Below are 15,480 nucleotides of genomic sequence, written 5' to 3'. Positions count from 1 at the left end.
GATGTCAAGCAACCGCCGTTTTGCGTGAGCCGTGGTGGGGCCCGTCAGGGGCGGCCGCCGTAGGGCAGCAGGTCGCTGCGGTAGATGGAGGCGTACCGGACGACCGCGCCGGTGTGCGGCGCCTCGATCATCTGGCCGTTGCCGACGTACAGGCCCATGTGGTGGCTGCTCGGGCCGTCCGAGCCGTAGAAGACCAGGTCGCCCGGGCGCAGGTCGCTGATCGCGACCCGGCTGGTCTCGGCCCACTGCGCGCCGGTGTAGTGCGACAGGTACACCCCGGCCTGGCGCCAGGCCATCATCGTCAGCCCGGAGCAGTCGAAGGAGTCCGGACCCGCGGCACCCCACCCGTAGGGCTTGCCCAGCTGTGCCTGCGCGTAGGCGATGACCGCTCCGACGCCGCCGCTGCTCGGGGGCGGCGGCGGGGGGTCGGCCGGCTGCGGCGCAGGCGGCGTGGGCCGACTGGGCCGGCTCGGCTGGGAGGCCTGCTGCTCGGCGGCCTTCTGGGCCGCCTCGGCGGCAGCCTTCTGGCGGGCCGCCTCCTGGGCCGCTGCCTTGGCGGCGGCCTGCGCCGCCCGGCGGGCCGCGGCGTCGCGGGCCTGCTGGGCGCGCTGGGCCGCCAGGCGGGCCTGCTCGGCGGCGGCCGCCGCTGCGGCCCGGGCTGCGGCCGCGGCGGCGAGGCCGTCCTGGCGCTGCTTCTCCAGGGCGACGGACGTCTTGCGCAGGGTGGCGAGCTGGACCGTCAGGGCCTGCTGCTCGTGCTGGATCCGGCTCGCCTCGGCGGTCGCCTGGTCGGCACGGGCCTGCGCGGCGTCCCGCGCCTGCTGCGCGGAGGTCGCCGCCCGGGCCTGCTGGTCGCGTGCGGTGGCGGCCTGGGCCCGCATGGTCTGGGCGACGAGCGAGGTCGCGGCCGCCTTCTGCAGCGCCCGGCTGCGGGCGTCGCTGACCGCCTCGATGGCGGTGGCGCGGTCGACCAGGTCCTGGGGGCCGGTGCTGGAGAGGTATGCGTCGAGCTCGCCGAGGCTGCCGCCCGACTGGTACACGGAGGACGCGTAGCGACGGACCTCCAGGCTCGCCGCGTCGGCCTGGGACTGGGCGTCGGCGGCGCGCTTGGCGGCGGCGCTGGCCTCGGCCGTCGCCTGGTCGAGGGCAAGCCGGGCGCCGTTGTACGCCTCGGCGGCGGCGCTCGCGTCGTCCTGGACCTGGCTGAGCTGGGCGCTGGCGGCCGCGTACCTGGCGTCGAGGGCGGACACCTCGCCGGCGGTGCTCGAGACCCTGGCCTTCGCCTTGTCGACCTGGGACTTCGAGGGGTAGACGGGGCCGGGGTCGGCACTCGCCGTCCAGGCGGTGCCGAGGCCGAGGGCGCCGACCAGGGACATCGCGGCGCCCACGCGCAGTGCGCGTCGGGGGGAGGTGGTGCCTGGCACGGAGATGCCTCTCTCGTCACGGTGCTTCACTGGGGTCAGCCGGACGAGACTACGACCGCCTTTTCACTCGAAACCCATTCGTCACACGAATCCCACTGCTCCCGGGCCCCCGGACGAAATGACAACCGTGTGACTCGGCGAATGACACGGATGTTTTTCAGCAGGTGGACCGGGTCGTTCGGACACGTGTCCAACAACCGTCACGAATTGGTCACGAAATCGGCGTTTACGCAGGTGGGAGGCCCGGATCGGCCGGTTGGACCGGCTTCCCGGCCCGCAGCGCGGCATACGCCTGGGGGTCGCTGTCCCGCAGGTGGCGCCGGGCACGCCGCCGGTAGCGCAGGATCTGGGCGACGCCGACGCCCCACACGAGGTACTGCACGGCCATCGCCGCGCGGAAGGTGTCGACGGTGTACGTCTCCGGGCCGCCGGGCGCGACCCGGTCGAGCACGATGCCGATGAGGGTCACCGTCGACAGCGACGCGAGGAACCCGCCGACGTTGACGATCCCGGTGGCGCTGCCCAGCCGGGTGGGCGGGTTGAAGGTGCGGGCGAGGTCGAAGCCGACCAGCGATCCGGGGCCACCGACGGCCGTGACGACGACGAGCACGACCAGCAGCGGCAGTGGCGCCCGGCCCGGCCACAGGAGCACGACCGCCCACACGGTCATGATGAGCAGCACGATGCCCAGGATCAGGGTCGAGCGGGAGAACGGGTACCGCGTCACGAAGCCCCCGATGAGCGGGCTGGTGACGACCGTGGTGACCGTCATGAGCATGAGCAGCGTGCCCGCCGTCTCGGGCGAGAGTCCTTGTCCCGCAACGAGGAACGGGTAGCCCCACAGCAGCGCGAACACCGTCGCCCCGAACTGGGCGGAGAAGTGCGACCACAGGCCGAGGCGGGTGCCCGGGGCGCGCCAGGCCGCCCGGAGGCTGCGGGCGATCGCGCGCACCTTGATGCGGTCGAGCTCGTGGTCGGGGTTCGGGGAGTCGCGGACGAGCACCAGCGCCACCACCCCCAGCAGCACCCCGGCGCCCGCCGCGGTCAGGTACGAGGGGGTCCAGCCCCACTGGTGCAGCGCGTAGACGAGAGGTGAGGCGGCGACGAGCGCGCCCAGCTGCCCCAGGAGGCCGGTCAGCTGCGAGACCATCGGGATCCGCATCGGGGGGAACCACAGGGCCACGATGCGCAGGAGGGGGACGAACACCATGGAGTCGCCCATCCCGAGCAGCACCCTCGCCCCGATGCCCGCGGCGAAGGAGTCGGCGAACGCGAACGCCAGCTGCGCCACCGTCATCAGCCCCATGCCGGTGAGCAGCAGCCGCTTGGGCCCGAACCGGTCGAGCAGGGCACCCACCGGGATCTGCATGGCGGCGTAGACGAACAGCTGCACCATCGTGAAGACCGACAGCTGGGTGGCGGCGATGTGGAAGCGGTCGCTCGCCAGCAGCCCGGCGACGCCGAGCGAGCTGCGGTTGAAGACGGCGAGGACGTAGAGCGCGACGGCGCTGCCGTAGACCACCCAGGCCCGGCCACCGCCCATGGGGTACTGGTGGTCGCGGCTGGTCACGGCCGCCATTGTCCCGCAGCCGCGCGACGGCTCGCGGGCCGGGCTAGGTTGCCGGCATGCGCGAGCTCAGCAGGAACGGGCTGACCTTCGACGTCAGCGACGACGGCCCCGACGACGGGGCGGCCGACCCACCGGTCGCGCTGCTGCTTCACGGGTGGCCGCAGGACCGCCACGCCTGGTCGCGGGTGACCCCGCTGCTCACGGCCGGCGGCCTGCGCGTCGTGGCGTTCGACCAGCGCGGGTACTCCCCGCGCGCCCGCCCGCGCGGCCGTGCGGCATACCGGATGGGCGAGCTCGTGGCCGACGTCGTCGCAGCGGTCGACGCGTGCGGGGTCCAGCGGGTGCACCTGGTGGGGCACGACTGGGGCGGTGCGGTCGCGTGGGCGGCGGCCGAGCGGCACCCGGAGCGGTTCGCGTCGCTCACCGTCCTGTCGACGCCGCACCACCGGGCGTTCGCCGCCGCGCTGCGCCACCTCGACCAGGCCTCGCACAGCTGGTACATGGCCGCGTTCCAGCTGCCGGTGCTGCCCGAGCTGGTGCTCGCCGGCCGGCTGGAGGGGGTGCTGAGGCGCAGCGGCCTGCCGCCGGAGGACGCGCGCAGGTATGCCGCGCGCTTCCGCGAGCCGGGCGCCGCCGGTGGGGGCCTGGCCTGGTACCGCGCCCTGCCGCTCGGGGCCTCGACCCTGTCCGGCCTGCCGAACCCGTTGCGCCGCAAGGCATCCCGCGACCGGGCGGAAGTGCCCGACCCAGGCCTCGGCGGCCACCGGATCACCGTGCCGACGACGTACCTGTGGGGCTCGCACGACCCGGCGCTGGGCCGGCGAGCCGCTGAGGCCAGTGGCGACTGGGTGGCGTCGGACTACCGGTTCGTCGAGCTCGACGCCGGCCACTGGCTGCCCGAGACCCGGGCGCAGGAGGTCGCCGCGGCGGTACTCTCGCGAGCAGGAGGTGCTCCGCAGGATGCCTGACCCGAAGCTCGCGCAGGTGGCCCAGCGCGCCACGGACCTCGACCGCGCGGCCGCGTTCTACGAGCGCCTGCTCGGCAGCCCTCCCCTCGCCCGCTTCGACCCGCCCGGGCTGCTGTTCTTCTCCCTCGGCGACGGCACCCGGCTGCTGCTGGAGGCCGGTGCCCCGTCGGCGCTGATCTACGTGCGGGTCGAGGACGTCCGGTCGGCCGTCGAGCGGCTGCGCGCCGACGGCGTGCCGGTGGAGGGCGAGCCGCACGTCATCTTCAGCCACGACGACGACACCCTCGGGCCGGCCGACACCGACGAGGAGATGGCGTTCGTCCGGGACAGCGAGGGCAACCTGGTCGGCCTCGTCGGCACCCGCCCGAAGGGGCAGGGCTGACCGGGCCCGCGGGGCTCCCCGACCCGGCCCTGGTCGTCCTCGTCGGCCCGACCGGCTCGGGCAAGTCGACCTGGGCGGCCGCGCACTACCGGCGCCCCGAGGTGGTGTCCTCGGACGCCCTGCGCGCCGTGGTCGGCAGCGGCGAGTTCGACCTCGACGCCTCGGCGGACGCCTTCGCCGTGCTCCACCAGGTCGTGGCGGCCCGCAGCCGTCGTGGGCTCACGGTCGTCGTCGACACCCTCGGGCTCGACCCGGACACCCGCGACCGGTACCGCGAGATGGGGCGCGCGGCCGGGCTGCCCTGCGTCGCCGTCGTCCTCGACACCGCGGGTGCCTTGTGCCGGGAGCGCAACGCCCGGCGCGACCGCCCGGTGCCGGCGAACGTCCTCGGCCAGCAGCTGGCCCGGATGCCGCGGGTCGTCCAGGACGTCGCCGGGGAGGGCTGGGACGTCGTGCTCCACGTCGACGGCTCCACCCCCGGCGCCCCGCCCGGGGCCGGTGCCACGCCCGAGGCCGGTGCCCCAACCGCGACCGGTGCCGCGCCCGGGTCGGGTGCCGCGGCCGCGGTCGCCGGCGAGGTAGCCGGCGAGGCCGCCGGCGGACGCACCGCCCGCCCCGTGGTGGGCGCGGCACCGGCCTCGGCCTGGCACCGCGGCGCCAGGGACGACCGGCGCCCGGGGGCTGCGGGGCTGCCCGAGCTCGTCCTGCAGGTCTCACGCTTCCCGTGGGGACAGGACCCGGTGGGGTGGTTGCGCGGGGTGGCGCTGGCCGCCGACGAGGCGGGCTTCGCGGGGCTGGCACTCATGGACCACCTCGTGCAGGTCCCGCAGGTCGACCGGGCCTGGGAGCCGATCCCCGAGCCGTGGGTCACGCTCGGGTTGCTCGCCGGCCTGGACACCTCTCTGCGGCTCGGGACCCTGGTGTCCCCCATGACCTTCCGCCCCGCCGGTGTCCTCGCCAAGGCGGCGGCCACCCTCGACGTGCTCAGCGGGGGCCGGGCGTTCGTCGGGGTGGGCGCGGGGTGGTGGGAGCGCGAGCACCTCGGCTTCGGCGTCCCCTTCCCTCCCGCCCCCGCGCGCCTCGACCTGCTCGAGGACGGCATCGAGACGATGCGGGCGCTGTGGGCCAGCGGCACGAGGGCGTATGCCGGGCACCGGGTCTCGCTGCCGGAGACCACGGCCTACCCCCGGCCGGTCGGGCCGCTGCCGGTCGTCGTGGGTGGCGGTGGCGAGCGGCGCACCCTGCGGGTGGCAGCCCGCATCGGGGACGCGTGCAACGTGTCGAGCGACCCGGCGACCGTGCGCCGCAAGGTCGAGGTCCTGCGCCGCCACTGCGCGGAGGTGGGCCGCGACCCGGCCGAGGTGGCCGTCACCGTGCTGGACGTCCCCGTCGTCGGGCGGGACCGCGAGGACACCTGGCGCAGGGTGGAGCGGCTGCGCGGGCGGACGGCCGCCGCGGCATACGCCCGCACGCACCACGCCGGGGAGCCCGCGAGCCACGCCGAGCGCTACCGGCAGCTGGCCGAGGAGGGCGTGGACACCGTCTTCGTGGCACTGCCCGACCTCGCCACGCCCGACGACCTCGGGCGGCTCGCGCCGGTGCTGCGGCCCACCTGACGACGCCCGCACGAGGACGACGGAGGGCCGGCACGACGACCGCGCGGGACGACGGAGGGCCGGGACGCACGAGGCGTCCCGGCCCTGCCGGCCGTGCTGGAGGTCAGGCGGTGGCCGCGACCCCGGTGAGCTGGGTCAGCGCGAACTCGGTGATCCGCACGAGGGCCTGCTTGGCGGACTCGCGGTCGCGGGCGTCGACCGTGATGACCGGGATGTGCGACGGGATCGCGAGGGCCTCGCGGATCTCGTCCGGGCCGAACTCGCCGGCACCGTCGAACTGGTTCAGCGCGACGATGAACGGCAGGCCCTTGGCCTCGAAGTAGTCGACGGCGGCGAAGCTGTCGTCGAGCCGGCGGGTGTCGACCAGGACCACGGCGCCGATCGCGCCCTTGACCAGGTCGTCCCACATGAACCAGAAGCGGCGCTGGCCGGGAGTGCCGAACAGGTAGAGGACGAGGTTCTCCGCGAGGGTGATGCGGCCGAAGTCCATCGCCACGGTGGTGGTGTGCTTCGACTGCACCTTGGAGATGTCGTCCTGCCCCTCGGACTCCTGGGTGACCAGGGCCTCGGTGCGCAGCGGGTCGATCTCGGAGACGGCCCCCACGAAGGTCGTCTTGCCGACGCCGAACCCGCCGGCCACGACGATCTTCGTCGAGGCGCTGTTGCGGTTAGAGGGCGCGTAGTCCACTGAGAGTCCTTTCGATGAGGGCACGGCGCTCGTCCGTCGTCGTGTTCTCGGAGATGGTGGCTCGGGTCTTCAGGTGGCCGGCGGTGATCAGGTCTCCCAGGAGGACCCGCGCAACGCCGAGCGGGATGTGGAGCTTGGCCGAGACCTCGGCCACGGACGGGTTCGTGGCGCACAGCTCGACGATGCGACCGGACAGGTCACCCTCCGGCCAGGTCGCGGACTTGGCGGACGGCAGCACCTCGAGGGTCGCCTCGATCGGAAGGTCGACCTTGGCCTCGGTGCGGCCGTGCGTCAGCGCGTAGGGCCGGACCAGTCGGGGTCCGGCGCTCTCCTCACGCTCCTCGGCACTCATCGCACTACCCCGACATCGGGGTCCGGGCAGCCGCGTCGATCATCTGTCCGACGCGGTCGACGAGGACCGCCATCTCGTAGCCGACCTGACCGATGTCGGAGTCCGTACCGGTCAGCGCAGCGAGGTGGGAACCGTCGCCGACGCTCATGAGCAGCAGGTAGCCGAGCTCCATCTCGATGACGGACTGGAGCACGGTGCCGCCCTGGAAGAGACGTGCCGCACCCGAGGCGAGGCTCGCCATGCCGGAGGCCACTGCGGCCATCTGCTCGGCTCGCTCCGGCGGGAGCTGCTCACTGGAGGCCATGGGCAGCCCGTCGGCCGAGACCAGGATGGCGTGCGACACGCCAGGGGTCTCGGTCGCGAACTTGGCCACGAGCCAGTCGTACTCGCCCTTGGGCTGGGCCATGGCGTCAGTGGTGAACATCGGCTTCCTCTCGGTGTGTTCCGTCTTGTGCCTCGGTGCGCGCGGCGCTCACACCGTTCTTGTGGCGGTTCAGGTTGCGGCGGATGGTCTCCGGGTCGCGGCGTGACCCGGTCGGGGCGACCGTGGGCGTCTCGGGCGCCGACGCCGGCGCTGCGGCGTCCATGGCACCGGGGATGAGGTTGCTGCCGGGCCTGCGCATGGGCAGGCCGGCCGAGCTCTCCTGCACGGGCTGCTGCTCCTCGATGCGCGCGGCGGCGGACCAGGCCTGGTCGGCCTCGGTCGGCGACCAGTTGTCGGCGGTGGGCTGGGCGCTGCCGTCGGTGAGCCAGTTCGACATCATCGCCCGGAAGATCGGGGTGTCGTTGAGCGGCCCGGCGGCAGCAGGCTCCTCGTCGGAGGAAGCGTCCTGCGCCACGGGCTGGGCCTGCTGCTCCTCGACGGGCGCCGGCTCGGCCTCGACGGCCTCGGCCACCGGCTCGACGAACTCCGGCTCGGGCTGGGCCACCTCGGCCACCGGCTCGACGAACTCCGGCTCGGAGGGCTCCGGCTCGGGCTGGACGACCTCGGCCTGCGGCTGCTCCACCTGCGCGACCGGGGTCGCCTCAGGGGCAGGAGCGTCCTTGGCCGCAGCCTCCGCCGGACCGCGGCGACGGGCGCCGAAGAACGAGGAGGAGTGGGCCCGCACCGCGGGGCGGCGGGTCCGCGGGCCCGCGGACTCGTCCGACTCCGGCTGCGCCTGGTCGGTGGCGGCCGAGCCGGTCGCGCCGGGGACGCGGGTCGGCAGGGCCTCGGTGGTGTCGGTGGACGGTGCCTCCGGCGCGGCCTCGACCACGCCTGCCTCGGCCACCGGCTCCTCGGCCTCCTTGACCGCGGTGTCGTCCTGGCGGGCGACGGGCTCGTGGTCCCCGGCGTGCGGCTCGGGGGTCGGGTCCACGGCCTCGGGCGTGACGAGCTCGGCGACCTGCTCGTCGGCGAGGGCCTCGGCGACCCACTCCTCGGGCACCGTCATGTCGGTGGTCTCCGGACCCTCGACGGCCGCAGCCGGCGCCTCGGGCATGGCCGCCGCCTCGGGGGCTCCGCCCGTGGCTGCACCGGTGTCGGCGCCGTCCTCGACGGTGTCCTCGGAGGTGGCCGCCTCGCGGGCCTGCGCGGCCTCGACGAGCTTGGCCCGGTGGTCGAGCCAGGCCGACAGGTTCGACGGCATCTGGCGCGGCTCGTTGGCCTCGGCCTCGAGCCGGGCGGCCTCGGCCTGGGCCTTCGCCCGGCCCGGGAGCCAGCTCATGAGGCGCGAGCCCTTGGCGGCGCTCGGGGCGGCCGACGGCGTGGCCGGGGAGTCCTGCTCGCCCTCGGGCGCCACGGAGGGCGCGTCCTCGAACTCGCGGAAGGCGGTGATGCCGGTGGCGCCCGAACGACGGACCGGCAGGCCCGACGGCGAGAGCTTGGGGGCCTCCTGGGCGGGCTGCTCGGGCGTCGCGTCGGCGGCCGGGGCCTGCTGGGCCTCGGCACCGTCGACTGGTGCGGCCTGCGGCGTGGACTCGCCCTCGGCGGTGTCGCCGGCGGCGCGGCCGTTGGCGTCGGCGCCGTTGCCACCCGACCCGTCGACGGCGGCGTGCCCGTTGACCGCGGAGCCGTTCGGCTGCGCGCCGTTGGTCTCGGCACCGTGGGCCGCCGAACCGTTGGCGGCCGAACCGTTGGCGGCGGAGCCGTTGGCCGCTGCCTTGTCGGCCGGCGGCTCGGCACCCTCGATGACGGGCTTGACCGGAGCGGGCAGGGCGGTGGACGCGTTGGGCCCGTGCGCACCCGGGGTGCGGGTCGGCAGGACCTTCTTCGCCGCGCCGGGCACCGGGCTCGGGCCGGGGAGGCTCGGCGCACCGCTCGCACCGCGGACCCGCGTGGGCAGGCCGGACTTGGTGGTGCCGCCGACGGCGGGCTGGACCGGGGCTGCCGGGGCGGCCTCGACCGGCGCCGGGCTCGGCGCCGCCTTGGCGACCGGACGCGGCTGCCGCTCCAGGGTCGAGCTGTCCGCGAGCAGTCCGGCGGGCAGGTGGACCGAGACGGTGATGCCCATCTTGTCCTCGCCGTTGCGGCGCAGGCGGACGGCGATGCCGTGGCGCTTGGCCAGGCTGCCGACCACGAACAGGCCCATCCGGCGGGCGGTGTCGGCGGTGATGTCGCCACCGTTGGCGAGGCGGTCGTTGAGCGCCGCCAGCTCCTTGGGCGGCATACCCAGGCCGTGGTCGCTCACCTCGATGAGCAGGCCACCCTCGGGCGTGCGGGCACCACGGATCGCCACACGGGTCGTGGGCGGGGAGTAGGCCAGGGCGTTGTCGACGACCTCGGCCACGAGGTGGATGAGGTCGGAGCCGACGGCGCCGAGGACCTTGTCGTTGGAGGTGTCGCCGATGTCGATGCGCTCGTAGTTCTCGACCTCGGACACGGCCGCGCGGACGGCGTCGGAGACCGCGATGGCACCCGAGACGCCACGACGGGTCGACGTGCCTGCGAGCACGAGCAGGGAGTCGGAGTTGCGGCGCATGCGGGCCGCGAGGTGGTCGAGGCGGAACAGGCTCTGGAGGCGCTTGGGGTCCTCCTCGTCGCTCTCGAGGCGCTCGATGAGGGTGAGCTGCTGGTCGATGAGCGAGGTGCTGCGGCGCGAGAGCGTCTCGAACATGTGCCCGACCTGCACCCGCAGGCGGGCCTGCTCACCGGCGAGCGCGAGGGCCTGGCTGTGCAGGTCGTCGACCGCGCGGGCCAGCTGGCCCATCTCCTCGCGGGTGGTGACGGGGATCGGCTCGAATGCCGGGGGCTCCTCGCCGTCGCGCATGGCGGCGACCGCCGCGGGCAGGCGCTTGTTGGCGATGTCGAGGGCGCCCGAACGGACGGCGCGGATGGGCGTCAGCAGCGAGCGGAGCAGGCCGATGACGATGACGAGGGCGGCCAGCAGGGCGATCCCGATGAGGCCGGCGTTGACGAGCGCGTCCCGCTGGTGGCTCGCAGCCCGGTCACGCAGCGTGGTCTCGAGGTTGGTGAGCTGGGCGTCCGCGAGGTCGGAGTACCCGCTGTTGCTCCGCTCGATGACGGTACCGAGCTGGGCGACCGCGGCCTTGTCGAGGGAGTCCTGCTGCAGCGCGTAGTAGCGACGGCCGTTCTCGTTGAGGAGCTGGCGGACTGCCGTGCCCTCGTCCGCCGGCGCGTTGGAGACGAGCCGGGTGAGGGCCGCGGTCTCGGCGCCGACCGAGCCGAGCGCGCGCAGCTTGGAGCTGGCGTCGTCGGAGTTCGCCAGGTTGAGCTGCTGGGCGGTCATGGCGCGCTGGGCCGAGATCGCGTCCTGCAGGTTGGCGACGATCTTGGCGGAGCCGGAGTCGTCGGCGAGCCCGAGGTTGCTCACGGCGCTGGAGAGCAGGGTCGCGGTGCTGCCCGACTTGTCGATGATGACGCCCGAGAAGCTCTGCTGGGTCTTGGCCGACCGCACGGAGGCACCGAGGGCCAGGGCGGACTCGGCCTGCTCCTTCACGGCCTCGGGGACGCTGGGCGACTTGATGGCGATGCGCAGGTTCGCCGCGGCCGACTCGTACTTGGTGATGGCGGCGATCTCACCGCCACCGCCGATCGCGTCGGCGGCGGCGAGGTGCTGGACCGCGAGGTTGTAGTCCACGATGGGTCGCAGGACCAGGACCGTGTCGGCGGCTCGGGTGAGCGAGCGGGCGGCGTCGAAGTCGGTCTTGACCCGCAGGCCACCGAAGACGAAGGCGAGGATCACGGGCAGTGCCAGCGCAGCGGCGAGCTTGCGCCGCAGCGGCCAGTGACCGAACGACCAGCCGGGGGAGACACGGCCGGCCGCCGACTTCAGTCTGGACACAGACTCACCTTCCTCATCACGACACATATCGGGCTCAGTGCAACCTAGGGCCGTCCACGGGTGGCCGGGATAGGCCTGCACAGGCACTTGGCACCTTCGGACTCCGCACAACTGACCAAACGGACTAGGACCTCCCGGTGCGTCCGCTCGCGCCGTCCACGCAGCGCCGAGTATGGAGGTTCGGGGCCTTCCGTGGGGGCTTTCGGGGGCGACGAATCCTGCTGCGCGGGAAGGGGCCACGCGTCCGGGCCGGTTGTCCGGGGCGCGAGGTGGGTATCGTCCCGGCATGGGCCACCTGGACGACGCCGACGCCGACGACGGACGCCACGAGACGCCGACCGAGCGGCTGGACCGCAACTGGGACGAGCTGCTGCAGGAGCTGCGCGTCGCACAGACCGGCGTGCAGATCCTGGCCGGCTTCCTGCTGACCCTGCCGTTCCAGCAGAGGTTCACCGAGGTCGACCGGTCCAACCGCGTGGTCTACCTCGTGGCGTTCTCGCTGGCCATCGCGGCGACCGCCTTCCTCGTGGCGCCGGTCAGCGCCCACCGGCTGCTGTTCCGCCGCCGGGCCAAGGCGTCGCTGGTCCGGTTCGGCGACCGGTGCGCCCGGGCGGGACTGGGGTGCCTGGCCCTGAGCGTCAGCAGCGTGACGTTCCTGATCTTCGACGTCGTGGTCAGCGCCGGCGCGGCGGTGGCTGCGGCGGTCGTGGCCTTCGGCCTCTTCCTCACCAACTGGGTGGCACTGCCGCTGGGTTTCCGACGCGGTCACCCGGTGCACGACCCGCGCGGCTGAGCCTGCCCGCGTCCTGCTCGACGCCGTCCGGTCGGCGCGCCACGCGCCCCTAGGATGGGCGTATGCCGCGCACGGACCGTCCGGAGTCCGGCGGCGAGAGCCGCAGCGTGCGGTTCACGCGACGCCTGCGGCGACGACGGCGCCAGCAGCACCTCGCGCTCGCCCTCACCACCCTCGTGGGGGTGGGTGCCGTGCTGGCGGACCGGCACGACGGCGGCGGCCGGGAGGCTGCGGTGTCCGCGCCGGGGCACGGACCGGCTTCCCCCTCCCCCGCCGGCGGCGCACGAGCCGGCCACGACGGCGCGGGCGACTCCGAGGCGGCCTCTGCCATACCGTCCCCCACCCCGTCGACGGGGGCGGTCACGCCACCGGCCGCCGCGGCCGCGGAACTCCCGCTCTCGGCGGCGATGGCGCGACAGGTCCCGGCGGGCACCCGTCAGGTCGTCCTGGTGGCCGGGGCCGGCGCCGACAGCAGCACGGCCCGGGTGACGTTGTACGAGGCCGGCAGCACCGGGTGGACGCGGGTGGCCTCCTGGCCCGGGCACGTGGGCCGGTCGGGCTGGTCCGAGCGGCACGTCGAGGGCGACCTGCGTACTCCCGTCGGGGTGTACCGCCTCAGTGACGCCGGGGGCCGCCTCGCCGCCCCGTCCGCCAGGCTGCCCTATCACCGCTCCAGCCTGTTCCGCGCTCCCGAGTCGGGTCCGGGCTTCGGCGACTCCGCCGCGGACGCGTTCGACCACGTCATCGCGATCGACTACAACCGGGTGGCCGGGCGCTCACCGCTGGACCGCGAGCGCCCCCTCGGCGAGGGACGCGGCGGCGGCATCTGGCTGCACCTGGACCACAACGGACCGACCCACGGCTGCGTCTCGGTGCCGAAGGCGGGGTTGCAGCTGCTCCTGCGCCGTCTCGACCCCGGCCTGCACCCCGTCGTGGTGATGGGACCCCGGGCCGTGGTCGCCGGCTGACCCCTGCCCCGCGACCGGCGGCTCCCTCACCAGCGGGCGAGCAGCAGCTCCAGCACGGCGCCCTCGACCTCGCGGTCGAGCTCGAGGCCGCGCAGCCCGGCGGCCGCCTGCGCCGCTCCCTCGGCCGCCTGCACGAGCTCGAACGCCGCGCGCTTGGTGTTGTACTCGATCCGGGCGCGGTCCAGGACGGCGCGGACCTGCTCCACCGTGCGGTCCCACCCGAACTGCCGCAGGTCCGCGACCTGCACCGTGAGGCCGTCACCGGTCGTCACGCCGAGCTCGATGCGCGTGCCGGCCCCGGTCGCCTCGGCCGGCAGTGCCTCCCCGTCGCGCCTCGCACCGGCGTCGCACCCGAGGACCAGCAGGCTCCAGCTGCGCCGGGCCGGCAGAACGTCGGTGTCGCCGGACGGGCCCGCGACGACGAGGGTGCCGCCCTCGTCGTCCCAGGTGATCGTCGTGACGGCGGTCCGGGGCTCGGTGCTGCCGTCGTCCTCCACGAGGTCGAAGCGACCGTCCGCGCCGGGGGCCAGGACGACCTCCACGTGCTCGGGCAGCCCCGTGCCGACCGCCGCGTCGGCGGTGCCGGCGAGGGGCAGCAGCCCACCGGCGCGCAGCAGCACCGGCAGGGTCTCGAGCGGGCGGTGCAGCCGGACCTGGCGTCCGCCGCGGTAGGCGGCTCCCGTGAACAGGTCGGTCCACTCCCCCTCGGGCAGCCACGCGAGGGTGCTACCCAGCCCGAGGACGTCCTGCTGCGGGCCCGTCACCGGCGCCACGACGAGCTCGGTGCCGAAGCGGAACTGGGTGGGCACGGCATACGCCTCGGGGGCCTGCGGGTCCTCCCAGTACATCGGCTCGACGAGCGGCGCGCCGTCGCGGGCGGCCCGCGCGTTCATGGTGTGCAGGTAGGGCACGAGCCGGTGCCGCAACCGCAGGAACGCGTCGATGGTGTCGCGCGCCTGCGCCGGGAAGGTCCAGGGCTCCTTGCGGATGAAGGGGTGCAGCGTCGAGTGCAGCCGCATGACCGGGGAGAAGACGCCGAGCTGCACCCACCGCACGGTGAGGTCGTCGTCGCGGCTGCCGTACCAGTGGCCGCCGATGTCGTGGCTCCACCAGCCGTAGCCGATGTTCGAGGCGGTGCTGGTGAAGTACGGCTGGAAGGCGAGGGAGTCCCACGTGATGTGCGTGTCGCCGGAGAAGCCGACCGGGTAGCGGTGGCTGCCGGGGCCGGCGTACCGGGAGAACGTGATCGGCAGCCGGCCGCGGCGGGCCGAGTCGTTGAAGTGCTCGAGGTTGAGCACCCACAGCGGGTCAACCCCGGCGGTGCGGCTGAACGAGCCCTGCTGCCAGTCCAGCCACCAGAAGTCGACGCCCTCGTCCTCGAGCGGGTGGTGCAGCACCTCGAAGTAGGCGTCCATGAAGCGGGGGTCGGTCGGGTCGAACGCGACGGTCTGCTCCGTGTCGGGGTCGATCCCCATCGCCCGCGCCATGTCCGGGTAGGCGTCCTCGAAGGCCCGCACGCCGTCGGCCGGGTGCACGTTGAGGGTCACCGCCAGGCCGCGACGGTGGAGCTCGGCGAGGAATGCCGGTGGGTCCGGGAAGAGCTTGCGGTTCCAGGTGTAGCCGGTCCAGCCGGTGCCGAACCTCGGGTCGACGTCGACGAGGTGCCAGTCCATGTCGAGGACCGCCACCGAGAGCGGCACCTGCTCGGTGTCGAAGGTGTCGAGCAGGTCGAGGTACTCCTGCGCCGAGTAGGGGTGGTAGCGCGACCACCAGTTGCCCAGCGCCCACCGCGGCAGCATCGGTATCGGGCCGGACACGGCGTACAGGTCGCGCACGGCGGCGCGGTAGTCGTGGCCACGGACGAAGACGTACAGGTCGAGCGAGCCCTCCGGGCGCGGCACCGCGCGACCGTCCTCGAGGAGGAACGACGTCGAGTCGTCGAGCACGGCGATGCCGGTGCGGGAGACCACGCCGGGCCCGAGCGGCACGGCACCGTCGACGTCGTCGAGCGTGCGCGCGGTACCGCCGAGGTCGTCGACCGGCTCCCCGAACCGCCACTGCTGGGTGTGGGGGTGGTCGACCGGGCCGACGACCGTCACGAGCAGCCCGCTCGGGCTGAAGGGCTGCCCGTCGTAGTCGAGGTGCAGGCACTCGGTGGTGAGCTCGAGCCGGCCGTCGTGGCGCCGGACCTCGACCTCGGGCACGGGCAGGCGCCGGTTGACGGCGAACACGCTGGCGCGGTCCTCGAACCGGCCGGACTCCGACCACTCCAGCCGCAGCAGGCCGGGTGTCAGGACGGTCACCCGCCACCGGTCGCCCGTGACCACCGCCGCCGGGTCCGCCACGGGGTCGCCGGCCACGGCCAGTCGTGCGCTCACGGGCACCGTCCTTCGTCGTCGGCCGAGCCCGGAGGTGCGCCCGGCGCCGGGGCCACGC

The 15,480-nt window shown here is 74.4% G+C and carries 12 protein-coding genes; 5 read left to right on the top strand and 7 right to left on the bottom strand.

Translation table 11 applies throughout. The annotated features are described in order from the left end of the window. Positions 1–44: 44 nt before the first annotated feature. Positions 45–1,424, bottom strand: a complete 1,380-nt coding sequence (locus tag RKE38_RS10870) for a C40 family peptidase (protein WP_316007439.1) — start codon at positions 1,422–1,424, stop codon at positions 45–47. Positions 1,425–1,650: 226 nt separating this feature from the next. Then, positions 1,651–2,994 carry an MFS transporter gene (locus tag RKE38_RS10865; protein WP_316007438.1) on the bottom strand — a complete coding sequence of 448 codons (1,344 nt, stop codon included), beginning with the start codon at positions 2,992–2,994 and terminating at the stop codon, positions 1,651–1,653. A gap of 56 nt (positions 2,995–3,050) precedes the next feature. On the opposite strand from RKE38_RS10865, the gene RKE38_RS10860 reads away from it, so the two are divergent. From RKE38_RS10860 to RKE38_RS10850, 3 genes are read left to right on the top strand one after another with little or no spacing between them, the layout of a single operon-like run. After that, a complete protein-coding gene (locus RKE38_RS10860) occupies positions 3,051–3,962 on the top strand; it encodes an alpha/beta fold hydrolase (RefSeq protein WP_316007437.1) in 912 nt (303 codons plus the stop codon). Then, the gene (locus RKE38_RS10855) at positions 3,955–4,344 is read left to right on the top strand and encodes a VOC family protein (protein ID WP_316007436.1); all 390 of its coding nucleotides are present in this window, start codon (positions 3,955–3,957) and stop codon (positions 4,342–4,344) included. The genes RKE38_RS10860 and RKE38_RS10855 overlap by 8 nt, the downstream gene beginning before the upstream one ends. Further along, a complete protein-coding gene (locus tag RKE38_RS10850; protein WP_316007634.1) occupies positions 4,341–5,960 on the top strand; it encodes an LLM class flavin-dependent oxidoreductase in 1,620 nt (539 codons plus the stop codon). The genes RKE38_RS10855 and RKE38_RS10850 overlap by 4 nt, the downstream gene beginning before the upstream one ends. 103 nt (positions 5,961–6,063) lie before the next feature. On the opposite strand, the gene RKE38_RS10845 is transcribed toward RKE38_RS10850, so the two are convergent. Genes RKE38_RS10845 through RKE38_RS10830 form a run of 4 tightly spaced genes read right to left on the bottom strand, consistent with a single transcriptional unit; the run spans position 6,064 to position 11,283 of the window. Next, entirely contained in the window at positions 6,064–6,648 is a 585-nt protein-coding gene (locus RKE38_RS10845; RefSeq protein WP_316007435.1) for an ATP/GTP-binding protein, read from the bottom strand. Further along, positions 6,629–7,000, bottom strand: a complete 372-nt coding sequence (locus tag RKE38_RS10840) for a DUF742 domain-containing protein (RefSeq protein WP_310153489.1) — start codon at positions 6,998–7,000, stop codon at positions 6,629–6,631. Before RKE38_RS10840 ends, RKE38_RS10845 begins: the two co-directional genes overlap by 20 nt. A gap of 4 nt (positions 7,001–7,004) precedes the next feature. After that, the gene (locus RKE38_RS10835) at positions 7,005–7,406 is read right to left on the bottom strand and encodes a roadblock/LC7 domain-containing protein (RefSeq protein WP_171244902.1); all 402 of its coding nucleotides are present in this window, start codon (positions 7,404–7,406) and stop codon (positions 7,005–7,007) included. Positions 7,407–7,410: 4 nt separating this feature from the next. Further along, positions 7,411–11,283 (bottom strand): ATP-binding protein, encoded by a 3,873-nt coding sequence (locus RKE38_RS10830; protein ID WP_316007434.1) that lies wholly within the window; start codon positions 11,281–11,283, stop codon positions 7,411–7,413. Between the two features lie 286 nt (positions 11,284–11,569). Here RKE38_RS10830 and RKE38_RS10825 point away from each other — a divergent pair, with 286 nt between their 5' ends. Then, positions 11,570–12,076: a DUF6328 family protein gene (locus tag RKE38_RS10825; protein ID WP_316007433.1), complete on the top strand. Its 507-nt coding sequence runs from the start codon at positions 11,570–11,572 to the stop codon at positions 12,074–12,076. Positions 12,077–12,138: 62 nt separating this feature from the next. Next, complete coding sequence (locus RKE38_RS10820) at positions 12,139–13,044, top strand: L,D-transpeptidase family protein (protein WP_316007432.1); 906 nt, start codon at positions 12,139–12,141, stop codon at positions 13,042–13,044. Positions 13,045–13,070: 26 nt separating this feature from the next. On the opposite strand, the gene RKE38_RS10815 is transcribed toward RKE38_RS10820, so the two are convergent. After that, positions 13,071–15,422, bottom strand: coding sequence for a TIM-barrel domain-containing protein (locus RKE38_RS10815; protein WP_316007431.1), 2,352 nt, complete (start codon positions 15,420–15,422; stop codon positions 13,071–13,073). Positions 15,423–15,480 lie beyond the last annotated feature (58 nt).

This window comes from Phycicoccus sp. M110.8 (genome assembly GCF_032464895.1).
Lineage (GTDB): Bacteria > Actinomycetota > Actinomycetes > Actinomycetales > Dermatophilaceae > Pedococcus.
This window is presented reverse-complemented; position numbering and strand designations above follow the sequence as displayed.

Bases quoted from the DNA above. Each gene is read 5' to 3' on its own strand.
- RKE38_RS10860 (WP_316007437.1), top strand. From the start codon at position 3,051: ATGCGCGAGCTCAGCAGGAACGGGCTGACCTTCGACGTCAGCGACGAC.
- RKE38_RS10825 (WP_316007433.1), top strand. From the start codon at position 11,570: ATGGGCCACCTGGACGACGCCGACGCCGACGACGGACGCCACGAGACG.
- RKE38_RS10835 (WP_171244902.1), bottom strand. From the start codon at position 7,406: ATGGCCCAGCCCAAGGGCGAGTACGACTGGCTCGTGGCCAAGTTCGCG.
- RKE38_RS10855 (WP_316007436.1), top strand. From the start codon at position 3,955: ATGCCTGACCCGAAGCTCGCGCAGGTGGCCCAGCGCGCCACGGACCTC.
- RKE38_RS10840 (WP_310153489.1), bottom strand. From the start codon at position 7,000: ATGAGTGCCGAGGAGCGTGAGGAGAGCGCCGGACCCCGACTGGTCCGG.
- RKE38_RS10820 (WP_316007432.1), top strand. From the start codon at position 12,139: ATGCCGCGCACGGACCGTCCGGAGTCCGGCGGCGAGAGCCGCAGCGTG.